This window comes from Pararhizobium arenae (assembly GCF_001931685.1).
In the GTDB taxonomy this organism is placed as follows: Bacteria; Pseudomonadota; Alphaproteobacteria; order Rhizobiales; family Rhizobiaceae; genus Pararhizobium; species Pararhizobium arenae.
The window spans coordinates 576,124-592,465 of record NZ_MOOY01000003.1; the positions used below are offsets into that span (position 1 = coordinate 576,124).

The following is a 16,342-nucleotide window of genomic DNA, read 5'->3' on the forward strand; positions in this document are numbered from 1 at the left end:
CATGATCCGCAAGTCAGAACAGCTGCCGCTCGCCTTCGGGCATGAACCGCAAACCGGACGGGATGATCTGCTCGTCTCCGATCCCCTGAGCGCGGCCATATCGATCGTCGACAACTGGCCGAACTGGCCGTCCCCGGTCGTCATCCTGGCGGGCCCCGTCGGCTCGGGCAAATCGCATCTCGCCAGCATCTGGCGCGAAAAAAGCGAAGCTGTCGATATCCATCCCACCGCCGGCAGCGACGCATCCGTCATTGCGGCGGCCAATGCCGTGCTGTTCGAAGACGCCGATCGGCGCGGCTTTGACGATACGGCGCTTTTTCACGTCATCAACAGTGTTCGGGAAAACGGCAGCTATCTGCTGATCACCAGCCGTCTGTGGCCCATGTCCTGGCCGGTGGAGCTTCCGGACCTGCGGTCTCGCCTCAAGGCCGCGACCGTCGTCGAGATCGGCGAGCCGGATGACGAGCTTCTGGCGCAGGTCCTCGTCAAGCTCTTCGCCGATCGCCAGCTTTTCATAGACGACAAGCTGGTCGCCTATATCGTCGCCCGCATGGAGCGCTCGCTGGACGCCGCCCAGAAAGTGGTGGAAAAACTGGATCATCTGGCCCTCGCGCGGGGCACGCGCATCACCCGGACGCTCGCCGCCGAAGTGATCGAGGGCCTTGGAAAGGCAAGTCAACATGATTGACTGTCACAGTTACGTCGTCAAACTGGGATAGCTGCAAAAGCATTTCGCAAGAGGGGTAGGGACCATGGACATCACGACGGAATCGGCAGCGAACGCGGTAGCTCCGATCGAGCCTGTTGAAGAGGCGATCGATCTCATGAACAGCCCCGAGCGCTTTATCAATCGCGAGTTCTCCTGGCTCCAGTTCAACCGCCGCGTTCTCGAAGAAACGCTGAACACGGCGCATCCGCTTCTGGAGCGCGTGCGCTTCCTGTCGATCTCCGCCGCCAACCTCGATGAATTTTTCATGGTGCGCGTCGCCGGCCTCGAAGGTCAGGTTCGGCAGGGCGTTTCCGTCCGCAGCCCGGATGGGAAGACACCCGTCGAGCAACTCGAGGGCATCCTCAAGGAAATCGACAATCTGCAGATGGAGCAGCAGGCCTCGCTCGCCGTCCTGCAGCAATATCTCGCCAAGGAAGACATTCTGATCGTGCGCCCGGTTTCGCTTTCAGGGCAGGATCGCGTCTGGCTGCAGAACGAGTTCGAGCAGTCGATCTTCCCGGTGCTGACGCCGCTGTCGATCGATCCGGCGCATCCGTTCCCCTTCATTCCGAACCTCGGCTTCAGCATGGGCCTCCAACTCGACAGCAAGACGGGCAGGGAGCCGATGACCGCGTTGCTGCGTCTGCCGGTCGCGCTGGACCGCTTCATCCGTCTGCCCGATGTCAAGTCGACTATCCGCTACATCACCCTTGAAGATGCCGTCGGCCTGTTCATCGAAACACTCTTCCCGGGCTATGTGGTCAAGGGTTCCGGCACCTTCCGCATCATCCGCGACAGTGATATCGAAGTTGAAGAAGAGGCCGAGGATCTTGTCCGTTTTTACGAAACGGCCTTGAAGCGCCGTCGTCGCGGCTCCGTCATCCGCATCGAGATCGATTCGGAAATGCCGCTGGAGCTGCGCCGTTTCGTCATTTCCGAACTCGGCGTTGCCGAAAATCGCGTCGCCGTCCTGCCGGGTCTGCTTGCCCTCAACACGCTGTCGGAAATCACCAAGGCGCCGCGCGAGGACCTGCGCTTCGAGCCGTACAATGCCCGATTTCCCGAACGCGTCCGCGAACACGCCGGCGACTGCTTCGCCGCCATCCGCGAAAAGGACATGGTCGTCCACCACCCCTACGAATCGTTCGACGTGGTGGTCCAGTTTCTTCTCCAGGCTTCGCGCGACCCTGACGTGGTGGCGATAAAGCAGACGCTTTACCGCACCTCCAACGACAGCCCGATCGTGCGTGCGCTGATCGATGCGGCCGAGGCCGGCAAGTCTGTCACCGCGCTGGTCGAACTCAAGGCCCGCTTCGATGAAGAAGCCAACATCCGCTGGGCACGCGACCTTGAACGCGCCGGCGTGCAGGTCGTCTTCGGCTTCATCGAACTCAAGACCCACGCCAAGATGTCGCTGGTCGTGCGACGTGAGGAAGGCAAGCTTCGGTCGTACTGCCATCTTGGCACCGGGAATTATCACCCGATCACGGCGAAGATTTATACCGACCTGTCGTATTTCACCTGCGATCCGGCGATTGCCCACGACATGGCGAATATCTTCAACTTCATCACCGGCTACGGCGAGCCGGAAGCCGGCATGCAACTGGCGGCATCTCCGCACACGCTTCGTCCACGCATCCTCCAGCATATCGAGGAAGAGATCGTTCACGCCCGCGACGGCCGTCCGGCCGCCATCTGGATGAAGATGAACTCGCTGGTCGACCCCGACATTATCGACGCGCTTTATCGTGCCAGCCGCGCCGGTGTGGAGATCGATCTGGTCATCCGCGGCATCTGCTGCCTCCGTCCGCAGGTTCCCGGCCTTTCCGACAATATCCGCGTAAAATCGATCGTCGGCCGCTTCCTTGAACATTCCCGCATCTTCTGCTTTGGCAACGGCCACGGGCTTCCCTCCGAGCGTGCGCTTGTGTATATCGGTTCCGCGGACATGATGCCGCGCAATCTGGACCGGCGGGTAGAGACACTTGTGCCTCTAACCAACCGGACCGTGCATGAACAGGTTCTGTCGCAGATCATGCTGGGTAATCTCATCGATAACCAGCAGAGCTACGAAATCCTCAGCGACGGCACATCGCGTCGCATGGATGTCGCGAAGAACTCGGAGCCGTTCAATGCACAGCTCTATTTCATGACCAACCCCAGCCTCTCGGGCCGGGGCGAGGCCCTGAAATCGAGCGCGCCAAAGGTCATTGCCGGCTGGAAGAGCGGCCGCGGAAAGTAAAACTGGAATTGCATGGTCGAATCTGAAGCCCAGGGGCGTCTGCCTGGAATAGCCCCGGTCTCCGTCGTGGATATCGGTTCTAACTCAATTCGGCTGGTGATCTATGAAGGTCTGAACCGCTCGCCCGCCGTGCTTTTCAATGAAAAGGTCATGTGCGGTCTTGGCAAGGGTATCGATGCCACCGGCCGCATGGATGCCGATAGCGTGGAACGCGCCCTCAAGGCTTTGCACCGCTTCAAGGCGCTGTCCCGGCAGGCGCGGGCCTCGACCTCCTTCGTTCTGGCCACGGCTGCCGCCCGCGACGCCTCCAATGGCCCCGATTTCATACGGCGTGCCGAACTCATCCTCGGTCAGAAGATCCGCGTGCTCACCGGCGAGGAGGAGGCGTACTTCTCGGCGCTCGGCATCGTCAGCGGTTATCACGATCCCGATGGCGTCGTCGGCGATCTCGGCGGTGGTTCGCTGGAGCTTGTCGATGTTCTCGGCACGAAGATAGGCAAGGGCATCACCCTGCCGCTCGGCGGTATCCGACTGTCGGAACATGCCCAGGGTTCGCTCGTTCAGGCACGCAGCTACGTTCGCAGCTTCATGGACAAGGCCGAGGTTCTCAAAAACGCGGAGGGTCGCACCTTCTATGCGGTTGGCGGCACATGGCGCTCCATCGCCAAACTGCACATGGAACTGCGCGATTATCCGCTGCACATGATGCAGGGCTACGAAATCTCCTTCGATGAAGCGATAAACCTGCTTGCCGACGTGGTCGAGCCGAAGAACCCCAAGGCTCCTGCCTATGCGGCGATCTCCAAGAGCCGTCGTGCGCTTCTGCCCTACGGTGCCATCGCTATGCAGGAGGCGATCATCCGCATGAAGCCGGCGCGGGTGTCTTTCTCGGCTCTTGGCGTGCGCGAGGGTTATCTGTTTTCCCTGCTGTCGGATTCCGTCCGCAAAAGCGACCCGCTGCTGGCCGCCGCCGGCGAACTTGCCATCCTGCGTGCCCGGTCGCCCGAGCACGCCCGCGAACTCGCCGACTGGAGCGGCGACATGCTCGGCAAGCTCGGCGTCATGGAAACCGACGAGGAAAGCCGCTACCGTCAGGCTGCCTGTCTGCTTGCCGACATCAGCTGGCGCGCCCATCCCGATTATCGCGGCCTGCAGGCCCTGAATATCATTGCCCACAGCACCTTCTCCGGCATCACCCATGCCGGCCGTGCCTATATCGCGCTTGCCAACTACTACCGCTTCGAAGGCCTGTCGGATGACGAGGCGACAAGCCCGCTGACGGCGATCGCCACGCCGAGGCTTCGCGAACTGGCGAAGCTCCTGGGCGGCATCCTGCGTGTCGCCTATCTGTTTTCGGCGTCCATGCCGGGCGTGGTGCGCAATCTCGATATCCGCGCCGCCAAGGTACCGGACCTCGACTATGAGTTCATCGTGCCGGAAGCCTACGGCGAATTTGCCGGAGAACGCCTCGACGGCCGCCTTCAGCAGCTTGCACGGCTGACGGGAAAGAGGATCGGCTTCCGTTTCCAGTAGCGCCCTACATCCGTTCTGCGTCCTTGCCGGAAAATATTCAGCTGTATATTCGCAATACTGAATATTAGGAGCGCTTGTTGCGCTGAGGGATGTATTGCGGCATCTTGCGCCCCGGAATATTAACCGCCGACCCATCAATGTTGGCGATTTTTTTTGAGGTTGCTTTCATGGCCACGATTAATTTCAGCGATATTACCGGCGGCGTCGATATGTCGCTTCTCGAAGTGTCCAGTTTTCTTGAATACGACCATGCGCAATGGTCGCGCACGCAGCTGAAGCTCTACGACGACTCCAAGAACTATTCGCTGTTTACCGGCACAGGCCTCACCTACAAGGTGCAATCCGGCGAGATAACCGCTGTGACCGGCGGCACGGTCACAGGCCTCAAGGTCGTTTTCAACAACGTTTCGGTTTTCTCCGTCACGGGCTGGAAGGTTTCCGCAAAAAGCGTCGGCGATGCCATCTTTAAGGATCAGAGCGCCGTGTTCCTGTCTCTGCTTCTCTCCGGCAACGATACGGTCAACGGCACAAAACATGACGACGCATTGCTCGGAGGCGTGGGCACCGACACGCTGAACGGTGGGGCGGGGGACGACCTCCTGGAAGGCGGCGTTGGCGCAGACAAGCTCGTGGGCGGTTCCGGCAGCGATACCGGCAGCTACTTCTTTGCCAAGGCCGGCGTTACCGCCAGCCTCGCCAAGCCGTCCGCCAACACAGGCGATGCCAAGGGCGACACCTATTCCTCCATCGAAAATCTTCTCGGAACCCAATATGCCGACAAGATTTACGGAAACGGCAGTTCCAATGCCCTGGTCGGAGCGGCCGGCAACGACCTGCTTGATGGCGGCGCCGGCAACGACCTTCTGGTGGGCGGCCTCGGCGCCGATCGGCTGTTCGGTGGCAGCGGCTTCGATACGGCGCTTTACGACAATTCCGCCAAGGCGGTGACCGTCAATCTCGCCAAGCCTTCGCTCAACACCAACGAGGCTGCCGGAGATACCTATTCATCGATCGAAGCCGTTTCGGGAAGCCGGTTTGCCGACAAGCTGTATGGCAACAGCAGCGCCAACACCCTTGAGGGCAATCTCGGCGCCGATCTTTTGAACGGTGCGGCCGGCGACGACAAACTTTACGGCGGTTCGGGCGCCGATGACCTCTATGGCGGCACCGGCAAGGATACGTTTATCTATGCCAGCTTTCTCGAAAGCACCGTGTCCACGACAAACCGCGATACGATTTTCGACTTTTCCGGCGCCGCAGGCGACAAAATCGATCTCTCCGACATGGATGCCAGCACGAAAGCCGCCGGCAACCAGGCCTTTAGCTTTATCGAAACCAGGGCTTTTTCCGGGAAGGCCGGGGAGCTGCGTTATGAGAAGAAGGCGTCCGATACCTATATCTACGGCGACCTCGACGGCAACAAAAAGGCCGACTTTGCCATTCATCTCGATGATGCCGTGACGATGCTGAAGGGCTATTTCATCCTCTGAGTTAAGGCGGCTTGGTATTTACAGGATGGCGGCTCCGGAGAGGATGACCGGAGCCGCCATTTTCGTTTGCTCGCTGCTTACTTCGCGTTCAGGAATTCACCGACTTCCAGCAGCACGAACTCGTTATCATCCGCCTTGTCGATTGCGCGTCCGGCAGAGAACGGCAGGTTGTTGTCGTTGCCGACGACGATGTGGGTGTCGTCAACACGGTCGACGTTCTCGATGGTGACGAACGGCATGTCGTAGAAGCCTTCGCCGCCGCCCTGACGCTTTTTGTTGTCCGGATCAGCGATCTTGAGCAGGTCGATGTAGCCGATCTTGCGCGCGGCCTTGCCGACATTGGCGTCGTTCATCTCGATCTTGTAGATGCGCTTGACCTTGGAGCCGACGGCAAAGCAGTCAGGCTGCGGGTTCTTGGCGTCGGCGCAAGCCTTGTCCACCGTGCCTGCGCCATTGTCGCGCTCGATCACCAGAGCGGTGGTCTCGTCCAGCATGTTGAAGTCGCCGATCGCTTCGCCGCCTTCGGCCAGCGGATAGAGCCAGCTGCGGCCGGTCCAGGCCTTGGAAGCAACGTCAAGCTCGATGATGCGCAGGGCCGGGCGGTCTTCTGCCTGCTCGACGCTTTCGCCATCGATCCAGATCGGCCCTTCCAGCAGACCGTACAGCTTGCTGCCGTCCTTCGACATGGCAAGCCCTTCATAGCCGCCCGAGCGCTTGAGATTGAAAGCCGGAACGGGCTTCGACGGATCGGCCTGCAGGGTAAGTGTCGCGTTGTCCGGCGACATCACCGGCTTACCGTCAACCACTGTCGGGATAACGTCCGTCAGCTTGCCTTCGGTGTCGAACTTCAGGAGGTTCGGGCCGAACTCTTCGCCCACCCAGAAGCCGTCGGCCACGGGCTGGATCGATTCGACGTCGAAATCGGCGCCCGTCAGGTAGCGCTTGTCGGAACCTTCCATGACGATCGGGAAGGGGGCCTTGCGGTCGGGATCGGACAGGAACACGGTCTTCAGCGCCTCGACCTTGCCAGCTTCCCAGTCAAACTTGATGTTGTGCAGCATCAGCATGGCATCGGAAGAGTTCATCTTCGAACCGAAGCCGTTATCGGAAAGGCTCCAGAAGGTGCCGTCGGCCATGGTTTTGATGCCGGAGAAGCCCTGCATCGGCTGGCCGTCGAAGGGAAGCGAAAGGCCAGTGAGGCGTACGCCATCCTTGCCGGGAACGCTGCCGAGCTCGACCGCGCGACGGCGGTCCGGCGTGGTGAACTTGCCGGAGGTCTTGAGGTGTTCGGTGGCATCTGCCGGAGCAGGGATGATGGTGTTGGCCGGAAGGATGGCGTGGCTGACGAGCTTTGCCGGGAAAACGGCTTCTTCGGCCTGAGCCGCAGTTCCAAAAGCAAGCGTGAAGGCCACGGAGGCCAGAAGGATGTTCTTCATAGGTTTCCCCTCGGGTTCGGTTGACGAGACACGCTTCCGATAGGGCCGCTTGATGACGGTTGCTTGATGTTTGCTTGACGGTGGAATGAAGCTTTCGTGACGGAGGTCATTAAAGGGAACGCACACCGCCCTTGACGATGTGGTTGAGTGATCTATTCGCACAAGTGTTTGAAAAGAATAATCTTATAAAGAGTTTCGGAGAGACAGTACGTCGTCCAGACGGCCGGCCGTTCATGAACCGGGCGGCTGATCGCGTCGACTGTGGCGTCCGGCCAAGGCCGCAAACCGGCCCGGAGTCATGCCGAGCGACTTTTTGAAATGCCGGTTGAGATGCGCCTGATCGGCAAATCCGCCCGCAAAGGCCGCCTCGGCAATGTTTTCTCCGATAGCAATCAGCGCCTTTGCCCGCTCTAGCCGGCGCATCACGAGGTAGCGGTGAGGGCTGGTCCCCAGAAGCTGGCGGAATTGTCGCGAGAGCGCAAAGCGGTCGAGCCCCGTGACGTCTTCCAGCTCGGACGAGCTCACCTGTCGTGACAGGTTCTCCCGCAGGAAGTCGCAAGCCCGCAAGACCTCGGGCCGGGCCAGCCTGCCGCTTCGCATTTGCACCGCGCCGGAATGGTCGAGCAATGCACTGGCGATCTCTTCGACCAGTTCGTCGAATTTCAACGGCTCGATCGTGTCATTGCCGAAGGCTTCGAGCAGAAGCCGCGCCAGCCGGGGATCCTCGACGACAGGTGACGCGACGAAGGGCAGGGTGCGTCCGCGCTCCGCCGTCACCGGCAAAAAGAGCTCCGGCGGGATATACATCATGCGATAGGTCAGGCCGTCGTCCGTCCCCGCGCCGCCATCATGCAACTCGTCGGGATGCAGCACGATCACGTTTCCGGGCGGGCTAAAGCGTTCCTCGCCGCGATAGCGAAAGGTCTGGATGCCGGCCATGGTGACGCCCAGCGCATAGGTATCGTGCCGGTGGGGCTCGAACCCCTTGCCGTGAAAACGCGCCTCGATGCGCTCGATGCCGGCAAGGTCCGGTGCCACGACGATCCTGTCGCTCGCCGCGCACGAACGTTCAAGCGGCGCCTCGACGGCGCCTGCTAAGGCGTTCGCTACAGCCTTTTCATCGGAGTAAACCTGCATGTTCGATACCAAGTTCGCCGTCATCCTGCGCGAGGATCTGGAAGTCTGGCAGAAGCTGAATGTCACCGCTTTCCTGTCGAGCGGCATCATCGGTCAGAAGCCGGATTTGATCGGCGAAGCCTACCGCGATGCAAGCGGCAATGTCTACAACGCGCTCAGCGTCCAGCCGATCATCGTTCTATCGGCGGATGGCGCGACGCTTTCGAAAATCCATGCCCGCGCGCTGGAACGCGAGGTGCCGGCGTCCGTCTATATCGAGGAAATGTTTTCGACAGGCCATGATGCGGCCAACCGCGCTGTCTTTGCAGAGTTTGGCCCGCAGACAGCAAAGGTCGTCGGCATCGCCGTTCATGCCGACAAGAAGACCGTCGACCGAATCACCAAGGGAGCAAAGCTGCACGCCTGAGGGAACCCGGGCTCTCTTCCATAACCGTGGTCGCATGCGCTATGGCGCGGAGTTCCATGTCAGGTAGGCCACAATCGCAAATGAAAGGAGCAGGGACGATTTGATCAGATAAAGGGTGATCGCGTCACGAAAGGTTACGCCCTTATACATTCGGCCTCCCCTCTTCGACGGAAGGGTGCGAATCGGGCTGGTCGGGTTTCAAGAACCTCCACCACGCGCCCGGTCCGTCATGCCAGTTGTAAACCGCTATTCCGGCTGGCGGATAACGCCGCAACCGGGCGCTCAGCCGCCATCTTTTATCAATCAGTATCGGTGTTTCGGCGCTGTCTGCATTGTTTTCCGTGCGGGGATCAAAACGTCCGGACATAAAGGATGTCGGCGGTTTCAGGAGTTTTTTCGCAAACTCCGGTAACACCTCCGCGGAGCGGTTGACCGCTCTTAGAGACAGCGATTGCAGAAAGTTTTGATGGGGATGGGAAGACATGCCGTCCTCCTTCGGTTGAGGCGAGGGCATCTGACCCTCAAGCGGCAGCGCCTGTGTAATTTGCTACCGAAGGCACGACCATGCGCCTTCGCATGTCCTTTAGCAAGCGACATTAATCCGCTGGCGGCGCGACAATGGGGCGATGCTGCCAGGGATACAGATGGGAGACAGAAACAGTCTGGCGGATCTAAAGCTCCACGGCCTCGATCTTGCGGTCGACGAACCGCAACGCCACCTGGCCGCTGATCAGCTTCAGCGCGGTATCGCCAAACAATTCGCGGCGCCAGCCCTTCAAGGCTTCGACCTCGGCGTTTTCACCTTCGGCGGCGATCCGTTCGAGATCGTCGCTGTTGGCGATGATCTTGGCAGCCACGCCCTGCTTTTCAGCGATCAGCTTCAAGAGAACCTTCAGGAGTTCGATCGCTGCGGCCGCACCTTCCGGCGATTGTTGCTGCTTGGGAAGACGCGGCATCTCGTTCTTGGGGATGGCCAGCGCCGCATTCACCGCCTCGATGATCGCCGCGCCGGAGGCGGATCGTTCCCAGCCCTTCGGAATCGTGCGCAGGCGGCTCAGGGCTTCCGCATCCTTCGGCTGCTGCTGGGCGATTTCATAAAGCCCGTCATCCTTGATGATGCGACCACGCGGCACGTTGCGCGCCCGCGCCTCGCGCTCGCGCCATGCGGCAACCTTTTGCAAAACGGCAAGCTCGATCGGCTTCTTCAGCCGCATCTTCAGCCGCTGCCAGGCGTCGTCCGGGTGCAGATCGTAGGTTTCCTTCGCTTCCAGCACCGCCATTTCGTCGGAAAGCCAGAGCGTGCGGCCTTCGCGGTCCAGCTGTTCCTTGAGGCAGATATAGACGTCGCGCAGGTGGGTCACGTCCGCCAGCGCATAGTCCAGCTGCTTTTCCGAAAGCGGTCGGCGGCTCCAGTCGGTGAAGCGCGAGGACTTGTCGATGTGAACGCCCTTGATACGGCTCACCAGCTGGTCATAGGACACGCTGTCGCCGAAGCCGCAGACCATGGCGGCAACCTGGGTATCGAAGATCGGATGCGGAATGAGGCCGCCGAGATTGTAGATGATTTCGATATCCTGCCGGGCGGCATGGAATACCTTGGTCACGTCCGGATTGGCCATCAGTTCGAAGAAGGGCTTGAGATCGATACCGTCCGCCAGGGGATCGACGATCACGGCGATATCGGGGCCAGCCATCTGGATCAGGCAGAGCTGCGGCCAGAAGGTGGTCTCGCGCAGAAACTCCGTGTCGATGGTCATGTAGGGCGCCTTTGCAAGCTGTTCGCAGGCGGCGGCAAGGTCGGAGGTGGTAACAATCATCAGGCTTCAATCACTGTGGCGAAAATCGGGCGCAAAAGATTTCCCGATGTATCGCTTCATGACAGCCCTCACAATGAAAAAGTCAGAGCACCCGGAAATAAGCCGACATGCCTGTCTTCTGGTGCTCGATGATATGGCAGTGCAGCAACCAATCGCCAAGATTGTCGGCAACAAGTCCAAGTTCGGCCTGCTCGTCCGGCTGCAGCAGGATCGTGTCCGTCGGCGGCGGCAGGAAGGCGCGCTTGTTGGAGGAAAGCACGCGAAAGCTCAGGCCGTGCAGGTGGATAGGGTGGGCATGCGGTGTGCGGTTGCGCACCTGCAAAACGTAGCTTTTCCCTAGCTTGAGGTCGGAGAGGGGGGCGACCGGATCAGGTGTATCGCCCTGCCACGGGACCTTGTTGATCGCCCAGAAGGTGTAGCCGAGCGAGCCGCACATGCTTGGCATTGCCTTGTGCTCTGCGGTCGCCGTGAAATCGAGCGGTATGCGGGTGGCGGTCGAAAGATCGGCCTCTGCGATGGGGTTGGCCGGCAGCGCCTTCACATCCTTCAGGTCCCTTTTCAGCGACGTGCCACCCACGGCCTTCAACGTCGCAATGGTCCAGGGCGATGAGCCGCGGAAGTTGCCGAGGGTGAGGCTCTGTCCTTCCTCGTCCGGCATACGCACGACGAGTTCGACCCGCTGCCCCGGCCCGAAATCCAGCCGGTCGAGGAGAAAGGGTGTCTCGACCGGATTGCCGTCAAGCGCCATCACCATCCCGGCGCCGCCCTCCAGTCCGATCGTGTAGATGCGCGTCACATCGGTCGCCGCGATCCGCAGGCGCACCAATCCGCCCGCCGGCGCCTCATAAGTCGGTGCCTGCTGCCAGTTTGCCGTCCTCACGGTGCCGTAGGTGCCGCCTTTGGCCGCATCGCGCGGTTTGAACGGGGCGATGAACGCACCGCCCTTGCCAAGCCGCCAGTCGCGCAGGTTCAGCACCACCTCCGCATCGAAAACCGGATCGTCCGGGTTTTCCACGACGATCACCCCTGTCATGCCATGGCCCATCTGGGTCAGCGTGTTGCAGTGGGGATGATACCAGAACGTGCCGGCATCCGGCGGCGTGAAGGCATAGTCGAAGCCGTCGCCGGGATAGACGTAAGGCTGCGTCATCTCCGGCACGCCGTCCATCGCGTTGATAACCCGAAGCCCATGCCAGTGCACGGTGGTCGGCTCATCCAGGCCGTTGACGAGGCGAGCCGCGAAGGGCTCGCCCTTCCTCATCCTCAGAACCGGCGGCATGCCATCTGCGGGTGTCTCGCCAAGTCCGTAGGTCATTATTTTCTGCGTCACGCCGTCGCTGGCGATCGCGGCATCCGTAAACTGCGCCTTGAGCGTTACCGGCGTCGCCAGGGCGATCCCCGGCCGTGCCGCAAAGCCCGCGCCGATCGCAAAGGACGCTCCGGCAACAGCGGACCCCTTCAGGAGCGTGCGGCGGGAAAGGAGCGGCATGATCAAACCTCGGGAGACTGCGACATCGCCCTTTTAAACTTGAGGTCTGCCTTCAGCAATCGCCCCGCCAAAGCAATTTTGCCGCAGGACCTTCAAACGGCGTGACTGAAACGACAAAGCCCGCGACATCGTCACGGGCTCGTTTTCAGGAATGCCTGAAATATTACTTCTTGTCGATTTCCATGCGGGCCTTCTGCATGGCGGCAACGCAGGCTTCGACGTTACCTGCCTGCATCGCGACGGTCGCGTCGCCCACTGCGGCCTGCGCCCTGGACTTCTGTGCTTCATCCTGGGCCTTCTGCACGTCCGCGCTCAGGTTTTCCATGCTTACTGTGTCACAGGTCATCGGCATCATCGCGGTCTGGGCATAGCTTGCCGAAGACAGGGCGATGGTAGCAGCAGCGGCAAGCGTCATAAGTTTCAACACGTTCATTTCCTCCGAGGGACTTCTTTATGAGTTCAACGAGGGGCGAACGGCTGAAACGGTTTGTTGTTCCTTCGATATACCGGATCGGAGAAAAATCTCGCTGTTTCCGCTTTCATTTTGTGGGATCGTCGCTCCGGGAGGCCAGTTTCGAGAAATACGTCGATGTCCTCAGCAAATTGCGAAACCGCATCGACCTTTCCCCGGCGGGCACCGGCCCCCGCGCCGTCATGCGCTGCAGCGTGTAGACCATGAAGCCGAAGAGCACGACGGCGGTGTAGACGAACAGCGCCTGCGGACCGAAGAGATCGAGCATGAAGGATGCGAAGAGCGGTCCGATGATCGCGCCAAGCGACCAGAAGAAGAGCATGCCCGCAGACACCAGCGCATGCTGGCCTTCCTCCGCGTGGTCGTTGGCGTGCGCCGAACAGAGCGAATAGAGCGGCATGGCAAAGGCGCCGAAGACGAAGATGCCGGCAAAGTTCAACCACTCGCTCGATCCCGCCACAAAGGCGAGGAACAGGCCGGAGATCAACGAACCGAAGGTGGCGACGAGGATGATCAGCCGCCGGTCGAGCCGGTCGGAATAGAGCCCCAGCGGATATTGCAGCACCACGCCGCCGATGATGCCGATGCTCATGAAGGTGGCGATGGCCGTGATCGAAAGCCCGATGCCCTCGGCATAGACCGGCCCGAGCGAGCGGAAGGTCGAATTCGTCAGCCCCACGACGATGCAGCCGATCGTCGCCAGCGGCGAAATGTTCCACAAGGCCTTCACGTCGAAGCGGATTGCCTCCGGCGCCTCCGGGCTGGAGCGGTCGGCAAAGGAGATCGGCACCAGTGAAAGCGTCAGCGCCATGGAGATGATCGCGAAGAGCTGGAAGCCTTCGATCCCCACGGTCGGGATCATGTACTGCGCCGCCGTCACCGAGCCGAGATCGACCAGCCTGTAGATCGACAGGGTGCGCGCCCGGTTGGAATTGGTGACGCGGGCGTTAAGCCAGCTTTCGACCGTCGCGAACAGCCCGGCAAAACACACGCCCGCCACCAGCCGCATCAGAAACCAGAACCAGGGATCGATCAGCAGCACCATGGCGATCGAGGCGGCCGAGGCGATCGCCGCCATGGCCGAAAATGTGCGGATATGCCCGATCGAGCGCAGGATGCGCGTGACGTAAATACAGCCGATCGCAAAGCCGATATTGTAGCCTGTGCCGACAAGTCCGATCAGCGACGTCGAAAAGCCCTCGTTCAGTGCCCTCAGCGAAATATAGGTTCCCTGCAGGCCGTTGCCTCCGATGAGGATGCCGGCGGTGACGAGAAGGGGAATCAGGGGACGGATCTGCGACATGGCGGAACTATGCCCAATGGCATCCGGATTGGTAGCGATGAAATCGACAGTCTGTGGCGAAATCTGGGGAGGTCGAGAACGGTCTTTGCGCCCAGACGACGCAGTGCTATCTCAACGGCCGACAATCATGATCCAAGAAGCGAAAGGCCTATGCGATGTCAGTGGAAAAAGTGGCAATCATCACCGCGGGCGGCAGCGGTATGGGCGCGGAAGCTGCGCGGCGGCTGGCCGCGGACGGCTTCAAGGTCGCCATCCTCTCTTCCTCCGGCAAGGGCGAGGCGCTGGCCAATGAGCTCGGCGGCCTCGGCGTCACCGGCTCCAACCAGTCGAACGATGACTTGAAGCGCCTGGTTGATGCCACGATGGAAAAATGGGGCCGCATCGACGTTCTCGTCAACAGCGCCGGCCATGGACCCCGCGCCGCCCTGCTCGATATTACCGACGAACAATGGCACACCGGCATGGACGTCTACCTGATGAACGTTATCCGCGCCGTCCGTCTTGTCGCGCCGATCATGCAGACCCAGAAATCCGGCGCGATCATCAATATCTCCACGGCGTGGGTGTTCGAGCCGTCCGCCATGTTCCCGACATCGGCCGTGTTCCGCGCGGGTCTCGCTGCCTATACCAAGCTGTTTGCCGATACGTATGCCGCCGATAACGTGCGCATGAACAATGTCCTGCCGGGCTGGATCGACAGCCTGCCGATGACGGAGGAGCGCGGCAACAGCGTGCCGATGAAGCGCTACGGCACCAGCGCCGAAATCGCCGCCACCATCGCATTTCTCGCCTCTGAAGGCGCCGGCTACATCACCGGCCAGAGCCTGAAGGTCGATGGCGGCCTGATGCGTTCGGTCTGAGCTCAGATAACTGCCAAAGCAAAAGGCCACCGGAGCGATCCGGTGGCCTTCAATATCGTTCAGCGTCTTGCCGTACACTCACATTGCCGCGTGCACGTAGGGCCACACTTCCACTGAGCCACGATAGATCATGTCGAGCGCGACATAGAGGATGATCGCGAGACCGACATAGGCGATCCAGTGGTACTTGCCGAGCAGGCGGGCGATGAAGTTGGCCGCAAAACCCATTAGCGCGATGGAAAGCCCCAGCCCGACGATCAGCACGCTCGGATGCTCGCGCGCTGCGCCGGCCACTGCCAGAACGTTGTCGAGCGACATCGAGACGTCGGCGACGACGATTTGGGTTGCTGCCTGGAAGAAGGTCTTTCGCGGCGCGTTCTGGTTTGCTATCGCCTCTTCGTCGCCGTGTCCGGCGCGCAGTTCGCGCCACATCTTCCAGCAGACCCAGAGCAGCAGCAGGCCGCCGGCGAGCAAAAGGCCGATGATCGCCAGCAGATGCACGGCGACGGTCGCAAAGGCAATGCGCAGCACGGTTGCAGCCAGAATGCCGACAAGAATGGCCTTCTTGCGCTGGTCGGGTTCCAGGCCGGCGGCAGCGAGGCCGATGACCACGGCATTGTCGCCCGCCAGTACAAGGTCGATTGCGATGACCTGCAGAAGTGCGGTCAAACCGGCCGCGGTAAAAATATCCATTCCTCTTACCCCTGGACGTGACGTCTCGACCCTCTCCGGTCGTGATCGGTTTTGGCGCAAGCGCTCTAGCAGCCAAATAGACGAAGCAACAGGCTTATCCAGACGGAAACTGCCGAAAAGGCTTAGACTAGGCGCCTGGCGCAAATTTTCGTCGTTGCGAATAAAATTCCATCCCCGCAAATCCTCGCCTGGGCTTGGCAGCCTAAACTAATGCCGTCCCGCCACGGATACACCGGAGCGCGTTGCCGGCGAGGCGGGACCGGTGCCCTGATATGTGGCTGAAACGCGGGCCGGATATCAGGACGCGGCAGAAAATGGTTTCCCTCTCGCTTGAAAGAGAGCGGGGCGTGCCTGTGCGGCACACAAGAGGATGGCTGGTGGCGCAAATGCCTCCTGACTTTAAGTCCCACCGAAAGGGGTGCCGTCCTTGCAGAGGAACCGGAGTTGTCGTGCCAAGACACCGAACGGGGCGCCGCGAGGCGTCATATTATAAAACTCATATTATAAAACTAAGATGAGGCACCCCGCGGCGCCCCGTCCGATCCGGCTTGCCGGGCAGCAGATGATTCCATCCCCACGGATGCCCCGGCGCATCGCGTGGCTTTTGGTGCAGGAGAGGCAATGGATGGGAGTAAGTGCGGCATATCCCTTCTCCCCGCCTGCGGGGAGCAACCATGTTTCATGCATGTGAGTATTTTGGTGTCCATGCGGTGTTACGGGCAAGGACAGCGTTTGCCAGAATGACGAGTTTGCGG

The 16,342-nt window shown here is 60.6% G+C and carries 14 protein-coding genes; 6 read left to right on the top strand and 8 right to left on the bottom strand.

The window, feature by feature from the left end:
* Position 1 precedes the first annotated feature (1 nt).
* The 4 genes from hdaA to BLX89_RS09330 all read left to right on the top strand — a co-directional run bounded on the left by hdaA (position 2) and on the right by BLX89_RS09330 (position 5,974).
* A complete protein-coding gene (gene hdaA, locus BLX89_RS09315) occupies positions 2–688 on the top strand; it encodes a DnaA regulatory inactivator HdaA (RefSeq protein ID WP_075290360.1) in 687 nt (228 codons plus the stop codon).
* Between the two features lie 64 nt (positions 689–752).
* Positions 753–2,951, top strand: coding sequence for an RNA degradosome polyphosphate kinase (locus BLX89_RS09320; protein WP_075290361.1), 2,199 nt, complete (start codon positions 753–755; stop codon positions 2,949–2,951).
* A 12-nt stretch (positions 2,952–2,963) separates the two neighbouring features.
* On the top strand, positions 2,964–4,484 hold the full coding sequence (gene ppx, locus BLX89_RS09325) for an exopolyphosphatase (protein WP_075290362.1): 1,521 nt from the start codon (positions 2,964–2,966) through the stop codon (positions 4,482–4,484).
* A gap of 167 nt (positions 4,485–4,651) precedes the next feature.
* Positions 4,652–5,974: a calcium-binding protein gene (locus BLX89_RS09330; RefSeq protein WP_158025947.1), complete on the top strand. Its 1,323-nt coding sequence runs from the start codon at positions 4,652–4,654 to the stop codon at positions 5,972–5,974.
* A 77-nt stretch (positions 5,975–6,051) separates the two neighbouring features.
* Here the strand turns inward: BLX89_RS09330 and BLX89_RS09335 are convergent, their stop codons facing one another.
* Together BLX89_RS09335 and BLX89_RS09340 are read right to left on the bottom strand one after the other, a co-directional pair.
* Positions 6,052–7,410 carry an esterase-like activity of phytase family protein gene (locus BLX89_RS09335; RefSeq protein WP_075290363.1) on the bottom strand — a complete coding sequence of 453 codons (1,359 nt, stop codon included), beginning with the start codon at positions 7,408–7,410 and terminating at the stop codon, positions 6,052–6,054.
* Between the two features lie 231 nt (positions 7,411–7,641).
* Positions 7,642–8,547, bottom strand: coding sequence for an AraC family transcriptional regulator (locus tag BLX89_RS09340; RefSeq protein WP_245292787.1), 906 nt, complete (start codon positions 8,545–8,547; stop codon positions 7,642–7,644).
* On the opposite strand from BLX89_RS09340, the gene BLX89_RS09345 reads away from it, so the two are divergent.
* The gene (locus BLX89_RS09345) at positions 8,546–8,953 is read left to right on the top strand and encodes a DUF2000 family protein (protein ID WP_075290364.1); all 408 of its coding nucleotides are present in this window, start codon (positions 8,546–8,548) and stop codon (positions 8,951–8,953) included. The genes BLX89_RS09340 and BLX89_RS09345 overlap by 2 nt on opposite strands.
* Positions 8,954–9,095: 142 nt before the next feature.
* Here BLX89_RS09345 and BLX89_RS24230 read toward each other — a convergent pair whose 3' ends face one another.
* The 5 genes from BLX89_RS24230 to BLX89_RS09365 all read right to left on the bottom strand — a co-directional run bounded on the left by BLX89_RS24230 (position 9,096) and on the right by BLX89_RS09365 (position 14,034).
* Entirely contained in the window at positions 9,096–9,437 is a 342-nt protein-coding gene (locus BLX89_RS24230; RefSeq protein ID WP_143523559.1) for a hypothetical protein, read from the bottom strand.
* Between the two features lie 187 nt (positions 9,438–9,624).
* Entirely contained in the window at positions 9,625–10,770 is a 1,146-nt protein-coding gene (gene rnd / locus BLX89_RS09350; RefSeq protein ID WP_075290365.1) for a ribonuclease D, read from the bottom strand.
* An 82-nt stretch (positions 10,771–10,852) separates the two neighbouring features.
* Positions 10,853–12,259 (bottom strand): multicopper oxidase family protein, encoded by a 1,407-nt coding sequence (locus tag BLX89_RS09355; RefSeq protein ID WP_075290366.1) that lies wholly within the window; start codon positions 12,257–12,259, stop codon positions 10,853–10,855.
* A gap of 163 nt (positions 12,260–12,422) precedes the next feature.
* A complete protein-coding gene (locus tag BLX89_RS09360) occupies positions 12,423–12,686 on the bottom strand; it encodes a hypothetical protein (RefSeq protein ID WP_143523560.1) in 264 nt (87 codons plus the stop codon).
* Between the two features lie 112 nt (positions 12,687–12,798).
* Positions 12,799–14,034: an MFS transporter gene (locus BLX89_RS09365; protein ID WP_075290368.1), complete on the bottom strand. Its 1,236-nt coding sequence runs from the start codon at positions 14,032–14,034 to the stop codon at positions 12,799–12,801.
* A gap of 155 nt (positions 14,035–14,189) precedes the next feature.
* On the opposite strand from BLX89_RS09365, the gene BLX89_RS09370 reads away from it, so the two are divergent.
* The gene (locus tag BLX89_RS09370; RefSeq protein ID WP_075290369.1) at positions 14,190–14,894 is read left to right on the top strand and encodes an SDR family oxidoreductase; all 705 of its coding nucleotides are present in this window, start codon (positions 14,190–14,192) and stop codon (positions 14,892–14,894) included.
* A gap of 78 nt (positions 14,895–14,972) precedes the next feature.
* On the opposite strand, the gene BLX89_RS09375 is transcribed toward BLX89_RS09370, so the two are convergent.
* Positions 14,973–15,587, bottom strand: a complete 615-nt coding sequence (locus tag BLX89_RS09375; RefSeq protein ID WP_075290370.1) for a TerC family protein — start codon at positions 15,585–15,587, stop codon at positions 14,973–14,975.
* Between the last annotated feature and the right edge of the window lie 755 nt (positions 15,588–16,342).